16 protein-coding genes are annotated in these 23,344 nt (G+C 33.1%); 9 read left to right on the top strand and 7 right to left on the bottom strand.

Annotated elements, in window-relative coordinates; translation table 11 throughout:
* The 9 genes from C8D80_RS12460 to C8D80_RS12420 all read left to right on the top strand — a co-directional run.
* Positions 1-377, top strand: a 377-nt coding sequence (locus tag C8D80_RS12460; RefSeq protein ID WP_133610899.1) for a T9SS type B sorting domain-containing protein, incomplete at its 5' end; no start/stop codon positions are given.
* A 228-nt stretch (positions 378-605) separates the two neighbouring features.
* On the top strand, positions 606-1,493 hold the full coding sequence (locus C8D80_RS12455; RefSeq protein WP_133610897.1) for a branched-chain amino acid transaminase: 888 nt from the start codon (positions 606-608) through the stop codon (positions 1,491-1,493).
* Positions 1,493-3,172 (top strand): dihydroxy-acid dehydratase, encoded by a 1,680-nt coding sequence (gene ilvD / locus C8D80_RS12450; protein ID WP_133610895.1) that lies wholly within the window; start codon positions 1,493-1,495, stop codon positions 3,170-3,172. The genes C8D80_RS12455 and ilvD overlap by 1 nt, the downstream gene beginning before the upstream one ends.
* A 3-nt stretch (positions 3,173-3,175) precedes the next feature.
* Positions 3,176-4,921: a biosynthetic-type acetolactate synthase large subunit gene (gene ilvB / locus C8D80_RS12445; RefSeq protein ID WP_133610892.1), complete on the top strand. Its 1,746-nt coding sequence runs from the start codon at positions 3,176-3,178 to the stop codon at positions 4,919-4,921.
* A 10-nt stretch (positions 4,922-4,931) separates the two neighbouring features.
* Positions 4,932-5,519, top strand: a complete 588-nt coding sequence (gene ilvN, locus C8D80_RS12440; protein ID WP_133610890.1) for an acetolactate synthase small subunit — start codon at positions 4,932-4,934, stop codon at positions 5,517-5,519.
* A gap of 23 nt (positions 5,520-5,542) precedes the next feature.
* Entirely contained in the window at positions 5,543-6,589 is a 1,047-nt protein-coding gene (ilvC, locus tag C8D80_RS12435) for a ketol-acid reductoisomerase (protein ID WP_133610888.1), read from the top strand.
* Positions 6,589-7,830: a threonine ammonia-lyase IlvA gene (gene ilvA / locus C8D80_RS12430; protein ID WP_133610886.1), complete on the top strand. Its 1,242-nt coding sequence runs from the start codon at positions 6,589-6,591 to the stop codon at positions 7,828-7,830. The genes ilvC and ilvA overlap by 1 nt, the downstream gene beginning before the upstream one ends.
* 571 nt (positions 7,831-8,401) lie before the next feature.
* Positions 8,402-10,783, top strand: a complete 2,382-nt coding sequence (locus C8D80_RS12425; protein WP_133610884.1) for an endonuclease — start codon at positions 8,402-8,404, stop codon at positions 10,781-10,783.
* Positions 10,784-10,889: 106 nt separating this feature from the next.
* Positions 10,890-14,612: a hypothetical protein gene (locus C8D80_RS12420; RefSeq protein ID WP_133610882.1), complete on the top strand. Its 3,723-nt coding sequence runs from the start codon at positions 10,890-10,892 to the stop codon at positions 14,610-14,612.
* A gap of 658 nt (positions 14,613-15,270) precedes the next feature.
* On the opposite strand, the gene C8D80_RS12415 is transcribed toward C8D80_RS12420, so the two are convergent.
* The 7 genes from C8D80_RS12415 to C8D80_RS12385 all read right to left on the bottom strand — a co-directional run bounded on the left by C8D80_RS12415 (position 15,271) and on the right by C8D80_RS12385 (position 23,243).
* Complete coding sequence (locus C8D80_RS12415; protein ID WP_133610880.1) at positions 15,271-18,144, bottom strand: type I restriction endonuclease subunit R; 2,874 nt, start codon at positions 18,142-18,144, stop codon at positions 15,271-15,273.
* Between the two features lie 89 nt (positions 18,145-18,233).
* The gene (locus C8D80_RS12410; RefSeq protein WP_133610878.1) at positions 18,234-19,379 is read right to left on the bottom strand and encodes a restriction endonuclease subunit S; all 1,146 of its coding nucleotides are present in this window, start codon (positions 19,377-19,379) and stop codon (positions 18,234-18,236) included.
* A 2-nt stretch (positions 19,380-19,381) separates the two neighbouring features.
* Positions 19,382-20,950: a type I restriction-modification system subunit M gene (locus C8D80_RS12405; protein WP_133610876.1), complete on the bottom strand. Its 1,569-nt coding sequence runs from the start codon at positions 20,948-20,950 to the stop codon at positions 19,382-19,384.
* Positions 20,951-21,166: 216 nt separating this feature from the next.
* Positions 21,167-22,003 (bottom strand): hypothetical protein, encoded by an 837-nt coding sequence (locus C8D80_RS12400; RefSeq protein WP_133610874.1) that lies wholly within the window; start codon positions 22,001-22,003, stop codon positions 21,167-21,169.
* A gap of 19 nt (positions 22,004-22,022) precedes the next feature.
* On the bottom strand, positions 22,023-22,520 hold the full coding sequence (locus C8D80_RS12395; protein WP_133610872.1) for a DnaJ domain-containing protein: 498 nt from the start codon (positions 22,518-22,520) through the stop codon (positions 22,023-22,025).
* Entirely contained in the window at positions 22,520-22,732 is a 213-nt protein-coding gene (locus tag C8D80_RS12390; protein WP_133610870.1) for a hypothetical protein, read from the bottom strand. Before C8D80_RS12390 ends, C8D80_RS12395 begins: the two co-directional genes overlap by 1 nt.
* Before the next feature lie 88 nt (positions 22,733-22,820).
* The gene (locus tag C8D80_RS12385; protein ID WP_133610868.1) at positions 22,821-23,243 is read right to left on the bottom strand and encodes a hypothetical protein; all 423 of its coding nucleotides are present in this window, start codon (positions 23,241-23,243) and stop codon (positions 22,821-22,823) included.
* Positions 23,244-23,344 lie beyond the last annotated feature (101 nt).

Here is a 23,344-nt window from a genome sequence, read left to right as displayed (position 1 = left end):
GTCCACTGCAGTCTTCTAATGTGTTTACAGGAGTAAGTGCTGGGGAACATTTAGTAACTGTTGTTGATACAGAAGGATGTACATTTATGACACAAATAGTAACCATAATCGACTATCCAAATTACTTCACACCGAATGGAGATGGTATCAATGATATATGGAATATCAGAGGATTAAACCAACCAGGAGCTAAGTTATACATTTTTGACCGCTATGGTAAATTAGTAAAACAACTAAGCGCTACAGACGATAGCGAGGGTTGGGATGGAACATATAATCAAGAATTACTTCCAGCAACCGATTACTGGTTCTCATTAGATTACATGGAAAATGGAGTCGCTAAACAGTTTAAAGCGCATTTCTCATTAATAAGATAAATGAAAACAAGTCCTAATATATGGAACAAAATCGTAATCGTAATAAATACCATTATTTCGATTGGACTTTTAGTTCTAATTATTAAGTGTAGTTAACAAATGAAAAATATAAATATTGCAATTATTATTATAAAAAATATTCGTGTTATATAGACGGATTGGTTTGATTATTATAAGCCTTTTCCGTTTTTAGGGAAAGGCTTTTTTTATTTAAAAATTTTAAAAATTATGTATTACAACGAAAACACCACCATTTTTTTAAATGGGCAATTTGTAAAAGTAAAAGATGCCCCAGTAAGTATTTACAATCAAACAATGCATTATGGTAATGGCGTATTTGAAGGTATTAGAGCCTACGATACTCCAGATGGTGTCCGAATTTTCAAAGCAAAGGAACACTATGAAAGATTGCATTATTCGGCTGAAGTTATGCATATTAATTTACAATATTCAGTAAAAGAATTAGAACTTATTAGCTATAAACTTTTGGAATTAAATGGATTAAAAGATGCCTATATACGTCCATTAGTTTATTTAGGAGATAATATGTCATTAACTCCAACTGATGAAGTTCATGTGGTAATTATGGCATGGGAGTGGGGGAAATATCTAGGCGATAAACTATTGCGAGTTATGCTGTCTTCTTTCCAACGACCAAATCCAAAATCATGCTTTGTTGAAGCAAAAGTAGTAGGTCATTATACCAACAGTATTTTAGCTACAACAGAAGCCAAATCTAAAGGTTACGACGAAGCTTTACTTACAGATATGAATGGATATGTTGCAGAAGGTCCTGGCGCCAATTTCTTTATTGAAAAAGACGGAAAATTATTTACAGCTCCATTAGGAAATATCTTAGCAGGAATAACGCGTCAAACGGTTTTAGAAATAGGAAAAGAATTAGGTTACGAAATCGAAGAAAAATATTTCACGCCTGATGAGATTTTTACAGCGGATAGTGCCTTTTTCTGTGGAACAGCTGCTGAAGTTATTGGAATAGAATCAGTAAATGAATACAAATTTCCTTTGGATTGGGAAGATTCAATAGGAGCTGTAATTCAGAAAAAATATAAAAGAAGAGTCGCTCATAATGAATATCAAAACGTGTACTTGTAATGGAATTAAATCAACATAGTAAAACAATCACTCAAGATCCTACCCAACCTGCAGCTCAAGCGATGTTGTATGGTATTGGATTAACAGAAAAAGAATTGAGTCAGCCTTTCGTAGGTATTGCCTCAATGGGATACGATGGAAATACTTGTAATATGCACTTGAATCATTTGGCTTCTTTGATTAAAAAGGAAGTCAACAAAAATGAAATGGTGGGTTTAATTTTCAACACCATTGGAATTAGTGACGGTATTACAAACGGAACTGATGGTATGCGATATTCATTAGTTAGCAGAGAGATTATAGCGGATAGTATCGAAAGTGTTGTTTCAGGACATTATTACGACGGAGTTATAGCGATACCAGGTTGCGATAAAAATATGCCAGGAAGTATCATTGCTATGGGAAGATTAAATCGCCCTTCCATAATGGTCTATGGAGGAACTATCGCGCCAGGGAAATACCAAGGAAAAGATTTGAATATTGTGTCTGCTTTTGAGGCATTAGGTGAAAAAATTGCCGGTAAAATTTCGGAAGACGAATATAAGAATATCATCAAAAATGCTTGTCCAGGTGCGGGTGCTTGTGGCGGAATGTATACGGCAAATACAATGGCTATTGCGATTGAAGCCTTAGGAATGAGTTTGCCTTATTCAAGTTCTAATCCAGCGATAAGCGCCGAGAAGATTCAAGAATGTGAATCAGTTTCGTTTTATATGAAGCAACTTTTGGAGCAAAATATATGTCCTAAAGACATCATGACTTTCGAAGCGTTTGAAAATGCATTGACTGTTTTAATTGCTCTTGGCGGAAGTACAAATGCCGTTTTACACATGATTGCTATGGCTAGAAGTGTTGGAGTAACTATTACTCAAGACGATTTTCAAAGAATTAGCAACAAAACACCTTTGATTGCAGATTTTAAACCAGGTGGAAATTATTTAATGCAAAACCTTCACGAAAAAGGCGGCGTTCCAATGGTTTTAAAATATCTATTAAGCAAAGGAATGTTGCATGGAGATTGTTTAACCGTAACATCAAAAACAATTCGAGAAAATTTACAAGAGGTTCCAGATATCGATTTCGAAACTCAGAATATTATAAAACCTATTGAAACTCCTATAAAACCAACAGGCCATATTCAAATCTTATATGGAAATCTTGCGCCTAAAGGTTCTGTTGCTAAAATTACTGGGAAAGAAGGTGAATTTTTCAAAGGTCCAGCTCGAGTTTTTGATGGCGAAAAAGAATTAATCAAAGGTATTGAAGATAAAAAAATAAAAGCAGGTGATGTCGTGGTTATTCGCTATGTCGGACCAAAAGGCGGGCCAGGAATGCCAGAAATGTTAAAACCTACATCTGCTTTAATTGGTGCAGGTTTAGGAAAAAGTGTAGCATTAATTACCGACGGTCGTTTCAGTGGAGGAACTCATGGTTTTGTAGTGGGACACATTTCGCCTGAAGCTTTTGATGGAGGAACTATCGGCTTAGTTGAAGATGAGGATATAATCGAGATAAATGCTGTTGACAACACCATTCACTTACATCTAAGTGATTACGAATTAGCAGTTAGAAAAAGTAAATGGATACAGCCCAAATTAAAAGTTACAAACGGTGTTTTATTGAAATATGCAAAGTTAGTAACCGATGCTTCAAATGGTTGTGTAACCGATGAATTTTAGAAGATGAATACATTAGAAATAAAAGAAACAGAAAAACAGAAATCTGAGACATTAGTTTCAGGAAGTGTTGCTGTTATAGAAGCCTTATTAGCGGAAAATGTTACCACTATTTTTGGATATCCAGGTGGCGCCATTATGCCAATTTATGATGCTTTGTTTGATTATAAACAACAAATTAATCACATTTTAGTGCGTCATGAACAAGGCGCTACTCATGCCGCTCAAGGATTTGCGAGAGTGAGTGGTGCAACCGGAGTTGTATTTGCAACAAGCGGTCCAGGTGCAACTAATTTAGTTACAGGTTTAGCTGATGCTATGATAGATTCTACACCATTGGTTTGTATCACGGGACAAGTTTTTGCGCATTTGTTAGGAACTGATGCTTTTCAAGAAACAGATATCGTAAACATAACATCGCCAGTGACGAAATGGAATTATCAAATTACAGATGCTTCAGAAATTCCATCAGTTTTAGCAAAGGCTTTTTATATTGCAAAAAGTGGCCGACCTGGTCCGGTTTTAATTGATATCACCAAAAATGCGCAATTGCAATTATTTGATTATGAAGGTTATAAAAAGTGCGACTTCATCAGAAGTTATAAACCACAACCTGATATCCGAATTTCATATGTAGAACAAGCAGCCGAACTAATCAACCAAGCTAAAAAACCGTTTATAATTTTTGGTCAAGGCGTAATTTTAGGAAATGCAGAAAAGGAGTTTTTACAATTTATAGAGAAAGCAGGAATCCCTTCAGCATGGACGATTATGGGGATGAGTGCTATTCCAACGAATCATCCCTTAGCAGTAGGTATGTTAGGTATGCATGGAAATTATGCACCTAATCTTTTTACTAATGAATGCGATGTTTTAATTGCCATTGGAATGCGTTTCGATGATAGGGTGACAGGTCGTTTGGACAAATATGCGAAACAAGCAAAAATTATTCATTTGGATATTGATCCAGCCGAAATTGATAAAAATGTGTTAGTAAACGTTCCAGTTTGGGGAAATTGTAAAGAGACTTTGCCTTTGTTGACGGAAAGAGTAGAACAAAAATCACATCAAGAATGGATATCCAAATTTCATCAAGCTATAGCCATTGAAACTGAAAAACTAATTGAACCAGAATTATTTCCTGAAGAAGGTGAAATAACAATGGGTGAAGTAATCCAACTTGTAAATGAATTAACAAACGGAGAAGCTGTAATGGTAACTGATGTAGGCCAACACCAAATGATAACGTGTCGCTATTCACATCAAAACAAAACCAGAAGTAATATCACTAGTGGTGGTTTAGGAACTATGGGGTTTGCTTTACCAGCGGCTATTGGTGCAAAATATGGAGCACCAGAACGAACTGTTATTGCAGTCATGGGCGATGGTGGTGCGCAAATGAATATTCAAGAATTGGGAACCATTATGCAGTTCAAACCTAATGTAAAGATTCTGATTTTAAATAATAGTTTTTTAGGAATGGTGCGTCAATGGCAAGAATTATTTCATGAAAAACGATATTCCTTTACTGATATCCAAAGTCCCGATTTTGTACAAGTTGCAAAAGGATATGGAATCAAAGGAAATAAAGTAGCCTTACGAGAAGATTTAGAATCAGCTCTTGAAGAAATGTTAACGTATCCAGAATCGTATTTACTTGAAGTAGCGGTTCGTATGGAAGACAACGTGTTTCCAATGGTGCCACAAGGAAAAGGGGTTTCGGAAATTGTATTGTGTAAAGAAGATATTTAAATGTAAGAAGATGAAAAAAGAATTCACCTTAACCATATATACCGAAAATCATGTGGGTTTGATTAACAAAATAGCCATCATGTTTTCGAGAAGGAAAATAAGTTTAGAAAGTTTCAATACCTCACCAAGTGAAGTGCCTAATATTTATAGATTCACTATTGTAGTTGTTGAAGCAGAAGCTGTCGTGAAGAATTTGGTAAAGCAAATTGAAAAGATTGTAGATGTTTTCAAGGTCTATTGCAATACAAATGATGAGATTGTTTGGCAACAAATGGCATTGTATAAAGTACCTACTGAAGTTATCATTAAAGAAGTTAAAGTAGAGCGTTTGCTTAGAGAATATGGTGCAAAAGCGGTTGTTATTCGAAATGATTATACCGTTTTTGAAGCCACAGGTCAGGGAGAAGAAATCAATAAGTTATTGAAAAAGCTAGACAAGTTTGGTTTAATAGAATTCGTTAGAAGTTCCCGAATAGCCATTATTAACGCAAGCGAAGGTATTCATAAAAAAGTAGTAGAAATGGAACTAAAAAATCCAGCTTTACAAACAATAAACAACGAATTTTTAGATAAAAAGGATCAAGTATTTCAAATGTAAATTAAAATTTAAAAAGAAAAAATATGGCAACAATAAATTTTGGAGGAGTTAATGAAACAGTCATCACTAGAGACGAATTCCCATTAGAAAAAGCACAAGACACATTAAAACATGAAGTAATTGCTGTAATTGGTTATGGCGTTCAAGGTCCTGGACAATCTTTAAATTTAAGAGATAACGGATTTAATGTAATAGTTGGTCAACGTAAAGGTGGAAAAAGCTGGGAAAAAGCGATTGCAGATGGTTGGATTGAAGGAGAAACTTTATTTGATATTGATGAAGCTTGCGATAATGCTACAATCATTCAGTATTTGCTTTCAGATGCTGGTCAAATTGAAGCTTGGAATACGGTTAAAAAATACTTGACTGCGGGTAAAACACTATATTTTTCACATGGTTTCGGAATAACATTTAATGAGAAAACAGGAATTGTGCCACCATCAGATGTTGATGTAATTTTAGTCGCACCAAAAGGTTCTGGAACTTCTTTAAGAAGATTGTTTTTAAAAGGCGAAGGAATTAATTCTAGTATCGCTGTTTTTCAAGATGCCACAGGTAGAGCAAAAGATAAAGCCATCGCATTGGGAATTGGAGTCGGTTCTGGTTATTTATTCGAAACAGATTTTCAAAAAGAAGTGTATTCTGATTTAACCGGAGAACGAGGAATTTTAATGGGTGCTTTAGCGGGTTTGTTCGAAGCACAATATAATGTATTACGTAAAAACGGACATTCGCCATCAGAAGCATTTAATGAAACTGTGGAAGAATTAACCCAAAGTTTAATGCCTTTAGTAGCAGAAAACGGAATGGATTGGATGTTTGCTAATACTTCAGTAACCGCTCAACGTGGCGCTTTAGATTGGAAGGGTAAGTTTAGAGATGCTACAACACCAGTTTTTGAAAATTTATATGATGAAGTGTCTTCAGGAAGAGAAGCGAATCGAGTGATTTCTGAAGGAAGTAAAACGGATTACCGTCAAAAATTAGAAGTAGAATTAACTGAAATCCGCGAATCTGAATTATGGCAAGCAGGAGCAGCAGTTAGAAAGTTAAGACCAAAATTAAACTAATGACCTTATTTGAAAATATAGTAAAAGCTCAAGATAATTTGAATGGAGTGGTAATTAAAACACCACTCCAATTCAGTATCAATTTGTCTGAAAAATATCAAGCTTCGGTATATTTGAAGCGAGAAGATTTACAACAAGTCCGTTCTTATAAAATTAGGGGAGCTTACAATAAAATTAGTCATTTAGATGAGGTTCAAAAAGAAAAAGGAATTGTTTGTGCAAGTGCTGGAAATCATGCGCAAGGTGTAGCTTACTCTTGCCAATTATTGCAAATTCAGGGCAAAATTTACATGCCTAAAACAACTCCAAAGCAAAAGATAAAGCAAGTCCAATTGTTCGGAAAATCATTTGTTGATATTGTTTTGATTGGAGATACTTTTGATGATGCTTTTCATGCGGCTAAACAATTTTCAAACGAAAATCAATTAGAATTTATACATCCCTTCGATGATTTAGAAGTAATTGCAGGTCAAGGAACGGTTGGATTAGAAATTCTTTCAGAAAAAGTACCATCAATTGATTATCTTTTACTTCCAGTGGGTGGAGGAGGTTTGGCAGCAGGTGTTTCTACTGTTTTCAAACACTTAAGCCCCAATACTAAAATAATTGGGGTAGAACCAGAAGGAGCTCCTTCCATGCAACACGCTATTTATCAAAATTGCCCTATTTCATTGGATAGTATTGATAAATTCGTAGATGGAGCAGCAGTGAAACAAGTTGGAAATGAAACATTTTCTATATGTAAAAATACTTTAGATAGAATGATTTTAGTTCCCGAAGGAAAAGTTTGTTCTACAATTCTAAAATTGTACAATGAAGAAGCTATGGTAGTTGAACCCGCAGGAGCATTAGCTATTGCTTCTTTGGATTTTATAGCGAATGAAATTAAGAGTAAAACTGTGGTCTGTGTAGTTAGTGGAAGCAATAACGATATTGAACGTACAGAAGAAATAAAAGAACGTTCGCTAATTTATGAAGGTTTAAAGCATTATTTTATGATTCAATTTCCGCAACGACCTGGTGCATTAAAAGAGTTTGTAAACAATGTTTTAGGAGATACAGATGATATTACTTATTTTCAATTCATTAAAAAAAATAACAGAGATGTTGGTCCTGTTGTTGTGGGTTTAGAAGTGAAAAATGAAGAAGATATTATTTTTGTTAAAGCTAAAATGCAAGATAAAGGCTTTCAATTTCAATATTTAAATGAAAAGGAACCGTTACTCTCTATTTTGATTTAGTTTTTATTCAATAAAATAATACAATACAAGATGACCTTGTAAAACCTTTGTTTTAAAGTATTTTAAACTTTAAGTTATTTTAAAGACACAAAAAAACGGATTAGTATTTACTAATCCGTTGATTTTTAAAAACTTATTTTTCGTAGCGAGGACGGGAGTTGAACCCGTGACCTCAGGGTTATGAATTGCCCCAATATTTATTTTTTACCCGAAAAATAGGTGTTTTTTGACAAAATCGTTTACTGTAGTGTTTACGGTTATAAGACCAAAAATACAACTTTATTTTTAATAAAAAAGTGAAATAAAATGTTTTTCAAATTCAATTGATTTTATAAATAATTCCTGTGAATTTTTCTTAATGAGTAACTGTTGTAGTACTAAAAATGATTTTAAACATAAGTTTATAAACAACATTGCTATATTTTGTTATAATTATAACTTTTGCTGAATATTTTGCATTAAAAACGGCAATTCTGTTGAAAATAATCTAATAAAAATCAAATAATGTTTGTGGTATTCTAAAACAATAGATATATTTGAAATATTGATTTTAACTAAATTCCCCAAATTTATGATTAAAAAACTACTTTTTTTATTACTACCTACCATATTCTATGCGCAAATCCCTGCGTATTACTCTGGAATTAATTTTACACAAACGGGTGAAAATCTTAAAACGCAATTAGCAACGCTAATTACAAATACGCACACAACAATGTTGCCGTATACCTCATCATCTCTAGATACTTGGGATGTCATTCAACAAACCGATTTAGAAAACGGAAGTACTACAGAATTATATATGTTGTATGGTTATAACGATTTTGATGCTGCAACTAATAATGACAGATCAAGAGCTAAAAATCTTATGGGTACAGCGTCTTGTATTGGGTTTTGGAATCGCGAGCATACATTTCCGCAATCGCTCGCTAATCCTCCTATGGATACAGGTATACCCGGAGTTAGTACCGACATACACCATCTTAGAGCGGCAGATTGTCAATTTAATAGCACCAGAGGTAATAAAATATTTACTGATGGGCAAGGAGATGCAATTTCAATGGGGGCAACCACATGGTATCCTGGCGATGAATGGAAAGGGGATGTAGCTAGAATGATGATGTATTTATACGTGCGTTACGGTGCTACAACTCCAGCAAGTACAATTGGTGCAGGTAGTAGAGCTTACAGCCCATTAAACGATATGCCAAATGTGTTTCTTGAATGGAATATTGAAGACCCAGTTTCTACGGTTGAAATGAACAGAAATAATGTGCTACAAGGTATTCAAGGCAATCGCAACCCTTTTATTGATAATCCTTATTTAGCAACAGTAATTTGGGGTGGTCCACAAGCTCCAGATACTTGGAATACGTTAACGTGTACCCTAACCACTACATGGAACGGTTCAACATGGAGTAATGGTGTGCCTAATAAATCAGTATCTGCTGTAGTTAATGCAAATTACACCTTAGCAACCGACTTAGAAATGTGCGCTTTAACTATTGCTTCAGGGGTAAACATGCTAGTCCCTTCTGGATTCAATTTAACAGTTGTAAGAGGTATTAATGTAAACAGTACAGCTAACTTAACAATTCAAAACAATGCGAATTTAATTCAGATAAATGAGGTAGCAAATACAGGAAACATAACAGTTATTAAAAACTCAGCTCCTTTAGTAAGATTAGATTATACATCTTGGAGTGCTCCAGTTGCAGGTCAAAATTTAAAATCATTTTCACCTAATACGCTTAACAATAGATTTTATACCTATAACCCAGCAGGTACTACAACGGCTACTGCTTACAATATTATAGACCCGCTTACAAACAATTTTCAACCAGCTAAAGGATACATAATAAGAGCACCTAATAATTGGGCTACATCAGCAACAGTGTATACAGGTCAGTTTACAGGAGTGCCAAATAACGGAAAGTACGCAGCAGCATTACAAACGGGCTACAATATGTTAGGTAATCCATATCCTTCAACCATAACGGCTAATGAATTCATTGCAAACAACAGAACTATTGAAACATTGTATTTCTGGACACATACAGCTCCAGCTTCAGGCGGTGTTTATCCTGTAAACAATTTTGCTTCATATACCACTATGGGAGGTGTAGCTGCAGCAGCAGGTGGTTTAGTGCCAGATGGGACCATCAAACCAGGTCAAGGGTTTTACGTGTATTCTTCTGAGAACGAACAAGTACTTTTCCATAATGGACAAAGAATAAAAACGGCTAACAATCAATTTTTCAGAAATCAAGAGATTACAGATAACATTGAAAGACACAGAATTTGGTTAAACTTGGAGAGTGCAACTAATTCGTTCAACCAAATTTTAGTAGGATATTCAAATGCCGGAACTTATGGTTTTGATTTAGCATTTGATGGCAAAACAATGGATACTTCAATGACACACCTGTATTCAACAATTGAGCAAAGTGGAGATTATGTTATCCAAGCAAGACCATTACCATTTGAAACTTCAGATAAAGTAAATTTAGGAATCAAAGTAAACGAGGCAGGAAACTACAAAATAAGCATAGATAGAAAAGATGGATTATTTGAGAACATGCAAACAATTTATTTAAAAGATAACGTAACAGGAATAGTGCACAATTTAGCAAACGGATATTATCAATTTAATTCTGAGGTAGGTGATGTAAAAAACAGATTCGAATTAGTGTACCAAAAAGAAAGTAATGAAATCATAGATGAAAACACAATTGTGGTGTACAACACAAATAACAATCTAATTGTAAGTTCTTCAATTCATGAAATCCAACACATACTAGTTTTTGATATTTTAGGAAGAACTTTAGCAGCTGAAATAGACATTAATTCAAATGAATTTGAATTCCAACATTTTAGTTCTGAAAAGCAACCATTACTAATAAAAATAGTATTGAATAATGGAAAAGTAGTATTTAAAAAGGCAATTTTTTAAAACGATTTAATAATAATTTGATAAAACAATTAAAAAACATAATTACTTAAAGGAATATTAATTTTGTTTTGTAGATAATACCCCCAAAACAATAATACCAAATTACATGAAATTAAAATTACTTTTTATAACACTATTTAGCTCTTTTATTAGTTGGGCACAAATTGCTGCATGGGATTTTACTGGTGAAAATACTTTAGCAACTTCTGCAGCAGAGGTTTATAATTTAAATCTAGATTCCTCAAATTTATTAACAAGAGGGGCTGGGGCTAACCCATCGGCTGGGGCTAATTCGTTTAGAACGGTAGGTTTTCAAAACAATGGAATTTCAACAGCTAATACCGATTATTTTCAATTTACACTTTCTGCTTCTATTGGAAATTCACTTTCTTTAACAACAATTGATGCTAGATTTGCAGGTACTGGAACATTCGCAGCTAGTCCTGGAGTAAGTTGTCAATTTGCATACAGCTTAGATGGTGTTAATTTCACTTTAATTGGTTCTCCCACTGTAACCATTGGTACTCCAGCTGTCCTTCCACAAATAGACTTGTCTGCTATACCTGCACTTCAAAACGTTTCAGCAGGTACTACAGTTACTTTTAGATATTACGCAAGTGGTCAAACGACTACTGGTGGTTGGGGATTTTTTTCATCAGCAGTTGGTGTTTATGGATTGCAAATTGGAGGAACAGTAAATCCAGCCGTTGCTAGTCCAACAATCACAACTACTCCTGCAAGTTTATCAGGGTTTTTATATGTAGTAGGAAGTGGTCCTTCTGCAGAACAATCTTTTACCGTTATCGGTACAAGCTTAACAAATAATATTACACTTACCGCTCCAACAAATTATGAAATTTCATTAACTTCTGGTGGGGTGTTTAGTTCTTCTTTAACTTTAACGCAAGTAGCTGGAGTAGTGCCTCTAACTACAGTTTATGTGCGTCTTAGAGCAGGTTTAGCCGTAAACACCTATAATGGAGAAACAATTACCGCAACAAGTACTGGCGCATCTACTCAAAATGTAGTATGTAATGGAAGTGTAACAAATCCAAGTACAGTATTTACACCTGGAGATTTTGCTGTAATTGCAGTAAATTCTAATATTAACTGCTACCCTCCAGGGCCAAATGGGGTTTATGGTGATGGTGATGATGAAATTTCATTCATTACGTTTAAAGATATTTTAAATGGAGATTCTTTTTACATGACCGATAATGGTTTCCAAAGAGCTACAGCAAACGAGTGGGGAGATACAGAAGGAGTGTATTTATTCACCAGAACAGGGGGAACAATTCCTGCTGGTACAGTAATTACATTTAGATTTTTAAATACAATTCCATTCGTTGAATTCAATTCTCCCGATGGAGCTTGGGTTTTCAATAAAGTAGCAGGTTTCGGTGGTAATTTAGTAATGAACTCAGGTGGTGATCAAATCTTTTTTATGCAAGGAGGAACGTGGACAAATCCTGCGGGCACTCATAACGCTACCTACTCAGGAGGGGAATATGTATATGGATTTAATACCAATACAGGTTGGAACTCATTTTTAAACAGTACACAACAATCAGGTTTACCTATTAATTTAAACTGTTTTAGTTTGTTACCAGGTTCAGCAACAGACTTTTTAGAATACACAGGTCCAACAACACCTGCCACTAAATTAGATTGGATTGCTAGATTAAATAATCCTACTAACTGGACAAACAGACTAACTTGTGCAGGTTATTTAAGAACACACGTAGGACAAACGTATACGGTAGTAACAGGTGGAGTTTACATCGATGGGATTTGGACAGGTACAAGAAGTACAGATTGGTTCGATTGTTCAAACTGGCAAACGCTTGAAGTACCTAACAATACTATAAATGTAAACATAAACAACACTTATGCAATCCGCGATGCAGTAATTGATATAGCATCGCCATTAGCAGTTACTTACAGCAACCTGGCAGAAGCTAACAACATAGACATTGCCGACCGTAGTTTAATCATAGAAGGCAATGCAAATAATGTGTTAGAAGTAAACGGAAACCTAACGTTAGACAGCACAGGTATTTTAGATATGGAGGATAGTAATCCTGCTACAGCTGATGGTACTTTGTATTTATTTGGGAATTGGACAAACAATCGTACCGAAACTGAATTCCTAGAAGGAAACAGTACTGTACATTTTGTGGGTACTACAAATCAAATCATTAATAATGTAGCTCCAGTTGGTACTGAAGTTTTTCATAATGTGGTTTTAAATAACAATTTTACAACTAACATTTCAAACAACTTAATTGCAACAGGTAACCTAACAGTAAGTCCAGGAAGAACAGCAACGGTTAGTCCTAACAACTACATCCAAGTAAACAATAACCTTACGGTATCGGGTACTTTTAATGTATTAGACGATGGTTCTCTTATTCAAGTAAACGATGGGGCTACGAATACGGGTTCAATTTCGTATCAAAGAACGACTACTGGTAATACAAACGACTATGTATATTGGTCATCACCAGTAAATGGAGTAAATACACCTTCGGGATACATTTATACATGGGATGCTGATATAGCAAATACAAATGGGGGTCAAGGAAACTGGGTCGTAGCGGCTAATACAGCTATGCTACCAGGTGTAGGCTATATTATGAGAAATATTTTTTCAAGAACTTTTGTTGGACAGCCTAGAAACGGAATAATCCAACCTGCAATATCTAGAGGAAGCTATATAGGTACTGATTATGCAGGAACTAACGGAATTACCATTACAAGATTTAACGACAATTATAATTTAGTAGGAAATCCTTATCCTTCTTCAATTAATGTATTAGATTTTTTAACACTGAATACAAATATTGAAGGTGCGGTAAGATTATGGACACATAATACTCCGTTATCATCAGCGATTCCAAATCCATTTTATGGTTCTTTTGCAGCCAACTATACACCAAACGACTACATTACATACAATGGTTTAGGAACAGTAAGTGGTCCAGCAGGGTTTAATGGATATATAGCAGGTGGCCAAGGATTTTTAGTAAATATGAACGATGGAGCAGCTACAACTCAAAACATTACTTTCAACAATTCATTAAGAAGTAGAGCTTATAATAACAGTCAGTTTTACAGAACTGCTAGTAACGCAACTTCAAGCGAATTAGAAAAACACCGTATTTGGTTAGACATTAGCAATCAAAGCAACATTTCAGACAGAACACTTATTGGATATGTAGAATCTGCTACTCCAGGAAAAGACAGATTGTTTGATGCAATCACTAGTGTAATGCCATCTTTCTTAAAAATATATACAGTAGTAGAGCAAGATAAATTAACAATTCAAGGAAGACCATTACCATTTGATGTAAATGATAGAGTAAGCCTTGGAGTAAATGTTCCTACCGCAGGAAACTATACAATTGCTATTGCTGCTATTGATGGAATGTTTAATGGTAATCAAATTATTTATTTAGAAGATTTACAATTAAATGTAATTCATAATTTGAAAAATGCACCGTATTCATTTACAGCTGCTAATAGCGGAGAAATCAATAACAGATTCGTAGTTCGTTATACAAACGAAACACTTTCAAACAATGATGAGGTAGCAAACAATCAAATTATTGTATTCAATAATCAAAATGGTATCAACATTAACTTAAATGGAATTGAATCAAATGAAATTGTAATACATGATGTACTAGGAAGAGTATTGTATCAAAATACAAATAACAATCAAAACGAGTTGTCAATAAACTCAATTCAAAAAAACAATCAGCCACTTATCATTTCTATAAAAGATAAAGCTAAAAATAGTGTTATTAGGTTAAAACATTTGTTCTAACTTAATAAATCGTGTTAGTAGATTAATTAGTTATAAAGCTGTCTTTTAGACAGCTTTTTTTATTACCAATTAAAGAAATAACCATTGTGTTAAAATTCAGTTATAAGTAAGAATTTTATTAAAATTTACTGTATTTTTAACGAGTAATTTTTTTTAATAATATTACGGGGTAAAGAAAGGGGAGAATATGAAATATTCTCTCTTTTTGATTGTAATCAAAACACATTATGTTGATTTTTAGAATTAGATAATCTAGTTTTTAAATTAATTTAGCATACTGTAAGTTAAAATAAATATATTTGTAATCTAACTAGTGAAAACTGTTAGATTTGGTTAGGAAAAAGGAGTATAGTTTACTATTCTCCTTTTCCTTTTTTAAAAGGTTTTACCACGATTTTTATTTTCAAAACTGCATGTACCATTTGATTTGTTTTATGACTACGTAAATTATTTCACGTTCCGTTCACGTTCCACGTGATTTGTTTTCACGTTCCATTCACGTTCCGTTCACGTTCCACGTGATTTGTTTTCACGTTCCATTCACGTTCCATTCACGTTCCACGTGATTTGTTTTCACGTTCCATTCACGTACTTTCACGTACTGCTTATATGATTTTGGTGCAACTAGAGGTTGCAACCTTTAGTTGCGGTTAAATTATTATCCCGCAAACCCACTAATAAACGTTTCTACAAAGTGGATTATTTTATTCGTAATTCGTTCGGTTGTTGAAGCACGTTCTTTTAGTGAAGGTCGTTGTTGCATGGTTGCAATGATTTCATCACGTAAAGGTGTTTTGTTGGTGAAGAGATAGTTTCCAATAACTTGCTCTAAAACTATTTGATTTAAGTTTTCTTCGTTACTTAATTCTTCAATAGCAGCTTTTCTTTCTTCTTTTAAATACTCGTCAAATTTTTCTTCAACCAAGTCGTTATCTTCAATTTGTGGTAAGTGATTGTTGATGAATTTTTCAATTAATTCTCGTTTGCTTCTCAACTGGCTTTCTCCAGCAATAATGTCTATAATTTTTTGCTTTTGTTTTTCGAGTTCCTGTTCTGACGTTTCATCTTTCAATTGGGTTAATAATCGCATGATATAAGAAACGTTTACCTCGTCACGGTGGATTAGTTCCAATTCAAAGTCAATATCGTCTAAAATGGATACTAATTCTTTTTTCCCATCCGATTTGGTTTTATCATACAAGTCTAAATACTTGCTTTTGTAATCTTCAAAGGTTTGTTCTTCCATTTGTAGATTATCAAAACTAAATTCGGTAAAAGTGATTAATTTGTTTTTTAAACGCATTAATTCTCTAAACGCAGTTACAAATTCCAATTCTTGTTCTTCCGTAACAAAACCATTTACACTGTCAACCGTAGGAGCAATTTCAAGTAATTCGGCATAAGCTAAATTGAATAGTTTAATGTAGTCTTCATAAGGCTCCATGATAATAATTTCTTTGGCATCCAAATTGGAAAACAACTGAATGGCATCATCTGTAGCTCTTTTTAAATTTCTGAATGAAACTATATTTCCTTGCGATTTTACTTCGTCTAAAATTCGGTTAGTTCTCGAAAACGCTTGAATTAAGCCGTGATATTTTAAATTTTTATCTACGTATAGTGTGTTTAATGTTTTGCTGTCAAATCCAGTTAAAAACATGTTTACGACAAGCAAAATATCAATGTCTTTGTTTTTTACTCGTTTGGCAATATCGTTGTAGTAGTTGTAAAACGAAATACTATCTTTTGTTGAATAATTTGTATTGAAATCTTTATTGTAATGCGAAATAAAATCGTCTAAATATTCTCTAGTATGTTTTGAATTGTAAGCTGTTTTTGGTTCGGCTGCAATTAATAATTCTGTTGGGTTTTCCTCTGAAAATTCATCATCAATAAAAAGCCCTTTAGCTTCGGCATCGTCTTCGTTTGCTGCATACGAAAAAATGGTTGCAACCTTTAGATTATGCAAGCCTTCTTGTCTTTTTTGATGAAACAATTGGTAGTACTTGATTAAAGTTTCGACACTTGAAACACAAAACATTCCTGTGAATGATTTGTTATGTGTTTTACGACCATGATTTGCAATAATGTAATCCACAATGTTGTTTAAACGTTGCGGTGCTTCCATTACTTCGGCTTCGTCAATGGCTTCCACTTCAATGTCTAAAATTTGGTCTTTTCTTTTGAATGTACTAATGTATTCTATCGAAAATTTTAAAACGTTTTCGTCTTTAATGGCATTCGTAATTACATATTTGTGCAAACATTTTTCAAATAGCATTGCAGTGGTACGTTTACCAAATTCATTAGAACCCGCATTTTCTTCAAAAATAGGTGTTCCAGTAAAACCAAACATTTGACTTGCTGTAAAGAAGTTTTTGATGTCGTCATGCGTTTTTCCAAATTGGCTACGGTGACATTCATCAAAAATGAAAACAATGCGTTGGTCTTTTAAATGAGTAATACGGTTTAAATAATTTGTTTTTGAAATAGCCGTATTTAATTTTTGAATAGTGGTAACAATCAATTTAGTTTGATCAGCCAATTGATTTACTAGCGTATTGGTGTTGTTGGTTCCGTCGATGCTACCTTTGGAAAAACTGTTGAATTCTTTGGTGGTTTGGTAATCCAAATCTTTTCTATCTACTACAAAAACTACTTTGTAAACTTCGGGTAAATTGGTTAAGATTTGGGCGGTTTTAAACGATGTTAGCGTTTTTCCTGAACCTGTTGTATGCCAAATGTAACCAAACTTAGTAGTTGTTTTTACTCGTTCGACAATGGCTTCGGTAGCATAAAATTGGTACGGACGTAAAACCATCAACATGCGATACGATTCATTTAAGACAATGTACTTGGTTATCATTTTGGATAAATGACACGGCTCTAAAAATAAATCGGTAAAATCGGGTAGTTGAGTAATTAGATTGTTATTAACGTCTGTCCAATAAAAAGTTTGCTTGAACGAACGTGCTTTTATGGGTGCATTAGCAAAATACTTAGTGTTTACACCGTTGCTAATGACAAACAATTGCACAAATTGAAATAAACCAAAACCAGCCGTAAACGAATGTCTTTCGTAGCGGTTGATTTGGTTAAATGCTTCTTTTAGTTCTAATCCTCTTCGTTTTAATTCAATTTGGGCTAGGGGCAAACCGTTGATTAAGATAGTAACATCGTAACGGTTTTTATATTTTCCTTCCATGCTTACCTGCTGGGTAACTTGGAATTGATTTTGACACCAGTGAATTTGATTGATTAACTCAATAGTTTTGGTTTCACCATGTTCATCAGTATAAGGAACACGGTCACGTAAGATTTGCGCTCTTTCGTAAATGTTTCCTTTGTTGATGTAGTTTAAAATTTGCTGAAAACTGCTATCGGTTAAGGTGACTTTATTATGAATTTCCAGTTGCACTTTTAAATTGGCTAACAAATCGGTTTCATCTTTGATTTCGACTTTTTTGTAACCTAGTTTTACTAATTGTGCAACAAGATTGTTTTCTAATATTTGTTCAGGTTGTGATGTCATTCGCTAAAATTAAAAAAATAAGTGTAAGTTTCAAAAAATGAGTGTAAAACGGTGGTTTTGTAAAAAAATGAGTGTAAATTGAATATGACCTACACAAACATTTGCTGCAACAACCCTTTTTTAAATAATTTCGTTTGCTCTATTTTCTTGCTAACACCCTCAATTTGAACATCGATAGCCGATAAAAATGAAGCAATTTTTTGCTGTTCTATAAGAGATGGAACGTTTATTTTATAAGATTTAATTTGAGGAACTGTCAATTGTGGTACACCTGTGCTCTCAATAGCAAATTTTGTTTGATTAATTATTTCTTCTAAAAATTTAGGTTTAATATTCTCATTAGGTTCAATTACTATTAATCTAACAATTGCATTAAATTTTTGCTCTCTTACTTTAGCAAATCCTAAATTACCTCTTCCGCTGACTGTAACGCTATTAGATTTATATTGATAAGTTGTTGCATATCCGTAAATACCTTCGCCAGCTCCATTAGCATAAATTGGATAAACAAATTCATCATTCTTTAATTTGCTATATTTTAATTTATCTAAATCACCTCCAGCATAAAATTTACCAATCTCCCCCAATTTCTTCTCTTCCCAATCAGGATAATTATTCCCGTTTTCATCTTTGAATCGTAGTTTTTGAGAGAAAATTTGTTGCATAACGCCTTTTTTGTACAACTCTAATTTTTCTTTTTGTTGGGCTAAAAGCGTTAAACGCTCATCTACAGAAGTTAAAAAGGAGGCGATTTTTTGTTGTTCTTCTGGTTTTGGTAATGAAATTTGAATTTCAGATAAATCTGAGGAATTTATTGATGGATAGCTTGTTCCTGTGCAATGTAATAATACTCTAGAAACAAATTTATCTGTATGTAAAAACTGATATAGAAATTTACTATTATTTTTTGTTCTTAATTGAGCATATCCTGTAGAAGCAATATAATTACCTGTTCCTTTGTCGAAATATAAATTATTTTTTTGGTAAGGTCTTACTGTTTGATATAGTATATCATCTTTTTTTAATATTCTTTGAGCTCTACTTGGTGCAGTTTCTTTTGATATATAATTTTCTTTTTCTAAAATTCCATTATTTACACTTTCTAAATCTATGTAAATAAAATTATCAGGTAAAATTCCGTTTTTCGGATTAATCTCTGTAACTTTTCCTAATTGATTTATTTCCCAATTCCCATCAAACTCAGGAAAACGTAGTTTTGGAACTAATTTTTCCATACTTAAAAAGGCGTTTTAATATTTAGTTGATTGCAATAGTCAGCAATAGTAGTTTCATTTGCTTTTAAATCGGTTGCAAGGCTCACTAATTCGGTTGCAACTTGATTTAAGTCAATACTGTCTTCTTCTTCAAACGTATATACATAACGAGGAATGTTCAGGTTGTAATCGTTTTCTTTTAGTTCGTCAAGCGTTGCAACATAACTGTATTTATCAATTGCAGTACGGTTGCGGTAAGTTGCAATTATTTTTTCTACATCTTGATGACGCAATACATTTTGGTTGCCTTCTTTTACAAAATTTTCATCGCCACTAGCATCAATAAATAAAATGCTATCGTCTTTTTCACGGCATTTTTTAAATACCATAATACAGGTTGGGATAGAAGTTCCGTAGAAAATATTGGCAGGTAAACCAATTACGGCATCCAAATAATTCAATTCTTTAATCAAATATTCACGAATAACACCTTCGGCAGCACCACGAAACAAAACACCATGTGGCACAACGGTTGCCATAATTCCATTATCGGCTAATTGATGTACCATGTGTAATAAAAAAGCATAATCGGCTTTGGTTTTTGGGGCTAACTTTCCGTATTGGCTAAAACGTTCATCGGTACTAAACAACGGACTAGCATCGCCTTTCCAATGTGCCGAAAATGGAGGATTGGCTACCACCGCTTCAAAACGTAGGTCTATATGCTTGGGATGTTCTAGCGTATCTTCATGTTTGATGTCAAATTCACGAAAATGGACATCGTGCAAAATCATGTTCATTCGAGCCAAGTTGTAGGTCGTACGGTTTTGTTCTTGTCCGTAAAACTCACTTACTTCCACTTCTTTTGCCACACGCAACAACAACGATCCCGAACCACAAGTAGGATCATAAACCGATTTGATTTTGGTTTTTCCAGTAGTTACAATTTGTGCTAAAATTTTAGACACTTGTTGTGGTGTATAGAATTCGCCAGCACTTTTTCCAGCACCAGCGGCAAATTTTGCAATTAAGTATTCGTAAGCATCACCCAAAACATCCGAATCAATGTCTTTTAGCTTGAAATCGATTTGGTCTAAATGATTTAAAATTTGAACGATAATCGTGTTTCGAGCTTCGGGCGTTCTTCCAATTTTAGTGGAATTCAAATCCAAATCTTCGAACAACGCATTGAAATCGTCTTCGCTTTCGGTTCCCATTGTACTCAACTCAATGTGATTTAAAACGGCTTTTAAATCGTCGATGATGTAATTGCTTTGTACTTCGGTATTGGCGTTTCCTTTAGCGGCAACTACTGAGAATAGTTCGGTTGGCTTTAGGAAATAGCCTAGTTTCAGTAACGATTCTTCTTCAATAGCTTGAAGTGTTTCTTTGTCGGTTACTTTAGCGTAATCGGTTACTTCTTCGCCTTCTAATAAGTCGTTAGCGTATAAATATTGTTTTTCGGAAAGGTATTTGTAAAAAATGAATCCTAGAATGTAATCACGGTAGTCGTCTGCACTGATTTTGCCACGTAAAAGGTTGGCAATTCCCCATAGTTGTTGTTCTAATACTCGTTTTTGGTCTTCAGACATTTTGGATTGGTTTTGTATTTTGTGTGGATTTCAAATTTATTTGATTTAATTGGGATGAGCAATTAAATGGATTGGTTTTTTGAGAATTTTATTAGGTAATTAATTTTTATAACTTGATGTAAAACCCAAACCTCTTTTAAAGTGGTTTAAAAGAGGTTATAAGATTGTTTTGAGAAATTAATGATTGTGTGAAAGTTTTCTGTGTTACCCTAAGATTTAATTATTGATTTTCTCTACTTTAACACTTGAAGGTAAAAATGTTTTTAAATCTTTGGTTTCATAACTAACGTTATAACTACCTCCTGAAGCTTCGGAATCTTCATCAGCAAGAATATTAAACTTAATAATAAAATTCCCATTTGGTTTTCTTATGAATTCAGTTCCTGATCTGCCTGAAATCCACATATAATTTTTTACTTTAGTTTTAATGATTTTTTCCAAATTTTCGAATTCAATTTTAGATAGTTTATCGTATCCATTTCCTAAATCAGTTAATTTGTTGTCTTCAATTAATATGTATTTTCTTTTTATGCTTGCAGCACTTCCAAAATCAGAATATATTGTTGCAATATTGTTTTCAATTGTTTCAATTGTAGTTCCTCCCATTAAAGTTCCTACAAATAACTCATAAAGTTTATTTTCAAACTGTTCATCATTTTTTACTAATAAACTATCAAGTGTTGAAATTTTCTGTCTTAGAGTCAAATCTTCATATTCTACTTTTTTGTCCAAATCTTTTTCAGTGATTTTTTTTGTATAGTCAGAAACCACAATTTTTGTTAAATCTTGAATAACAGTTTTTGGGTATTTTTTTAAAAAATCAAATTGTTGATCTTCATTTTTTTCAAAGGTTTCTAGTTGATTAACAAAGAAAAGATGTTGGTAAAAATTATATTTTTCGATTGGATCACTAATAGATTTTCCAGTTTTTAAAAGTTCCTCTGAATTTAAAATTTCTGTAAAATCCACTTTAGTTTCTATTTGAGTGGTATGATTTTCATTCTTACAAGAAACAAAAAATGCTAAGACTGATATTAAAATAATTTTTTTCATTTTTTTTTTTTTTTTTTAGTTAGTTGCAAGCTTTTAAAAGCAACATAATTATAATTCCTGCAATTGCATAGTAAATAAATGTTTCTAACATTTTTGAACCTGCTTCTTTAGTAGCTTTCAAACTTAATTCTCCCATTTCTCGGATTGTTTGCCTGGCTAAGTCTATAGCTTGTTTTTTTGCATTTTGCATCCACTTTTTTAGCGTTTCATCTTCGAAATTGTATTCCTCGTAAACTTTTTGTTTTTCTTTTTTACTAAAGTCGGAACCAGATTTCTGTTCTTTTCTTGAATTATAAAAGTCATAGAATTTTGTATATTCAATATCATAATGGTATCTTGCCTCTTCGTCTTTTAAAATTAAATAGGCTTCATTTATAAGTTGCATTTTTTCATTTACATCTATATTTGGGTTTTTATCTGGATGCCATTTTATAGCTTGTTTTCTAAATGCAGTTTTAATCTCTTGCTGAGTAGAATTTTTTTCTATTTCAAGAATTTTATAATAATCAACAAACATTATTTCTTGTCTAATTGATGATTATCGTCATTATCTTTTTCTTTTTTCCAAACAGCTTTGATGCCAGCAATCATTCCAACAAGAAGTATAATTCCAAAAATACCAGGTGTTTTATTTCCGCTACTACTTCTTGATGCGGTTAATAAACCAAAGAAAAAAATAAAGCCAATAATAATACCAATCGTTACTAAAATTTTTGATGTGTTACTCATTTTATTAATATTTAATGTTACTGATTTTAAAATTCCGTATAATTTTTATTTCAAAAGCCTGTTCTTGATGTGTTATTTTTCATAATCATCATTCAAAAATTTTATCATACCATTTTGATACGTCATCCATAATTAAATCATAATACTTGTAAATAGTCAAAGCTAAATCAAAGTCGGCTCGTTTTTCTTTATAAGCATTTACTGTGAAGTAACCATAGAATTTTCCATCCTTGTCAACTACAACTGGAGGGTCACTTGAATATGCATTCCAAGGACTGTATAAATTATATTTAGAACCATAAGTGCCATATGCATTCCAAATAGAATTGGTATTGTATTTAGAACCATAAGTTCCGTATGTATTCCAAATAGAATCGGAATTGTATTCATCACAATTTAAACAGCCTAAATATACATCGTGATTTTTTCCTCCATATAAGTGTAATGTTTGCGAATGTGCAATCGTAGTAATTGTTAAGTATAGCAGAGTTGAAAAAAATATCTTGTTCATATTTATTTGGTTTATTGGTTATTAAAATTAAGCATGAATAGTAAATATCTTTAAATAAATACTAGTTTTCTTAAAGTTATAAACTATGAAATTTATACAAT

Origin of the sequence: Flavobacterium cheniae (assembly GCF_004363695.1) — a bacterium.
Lineage (GTDB): Bacteria > Bacteroidota > Bacteroidia > Flavobacteriales > Flavobacteriaceae > Flavobacterium > Flavobacterium cheniae.
This window is presented reverse-complemented; position numbering and strand designations above follow the sequence as displayed.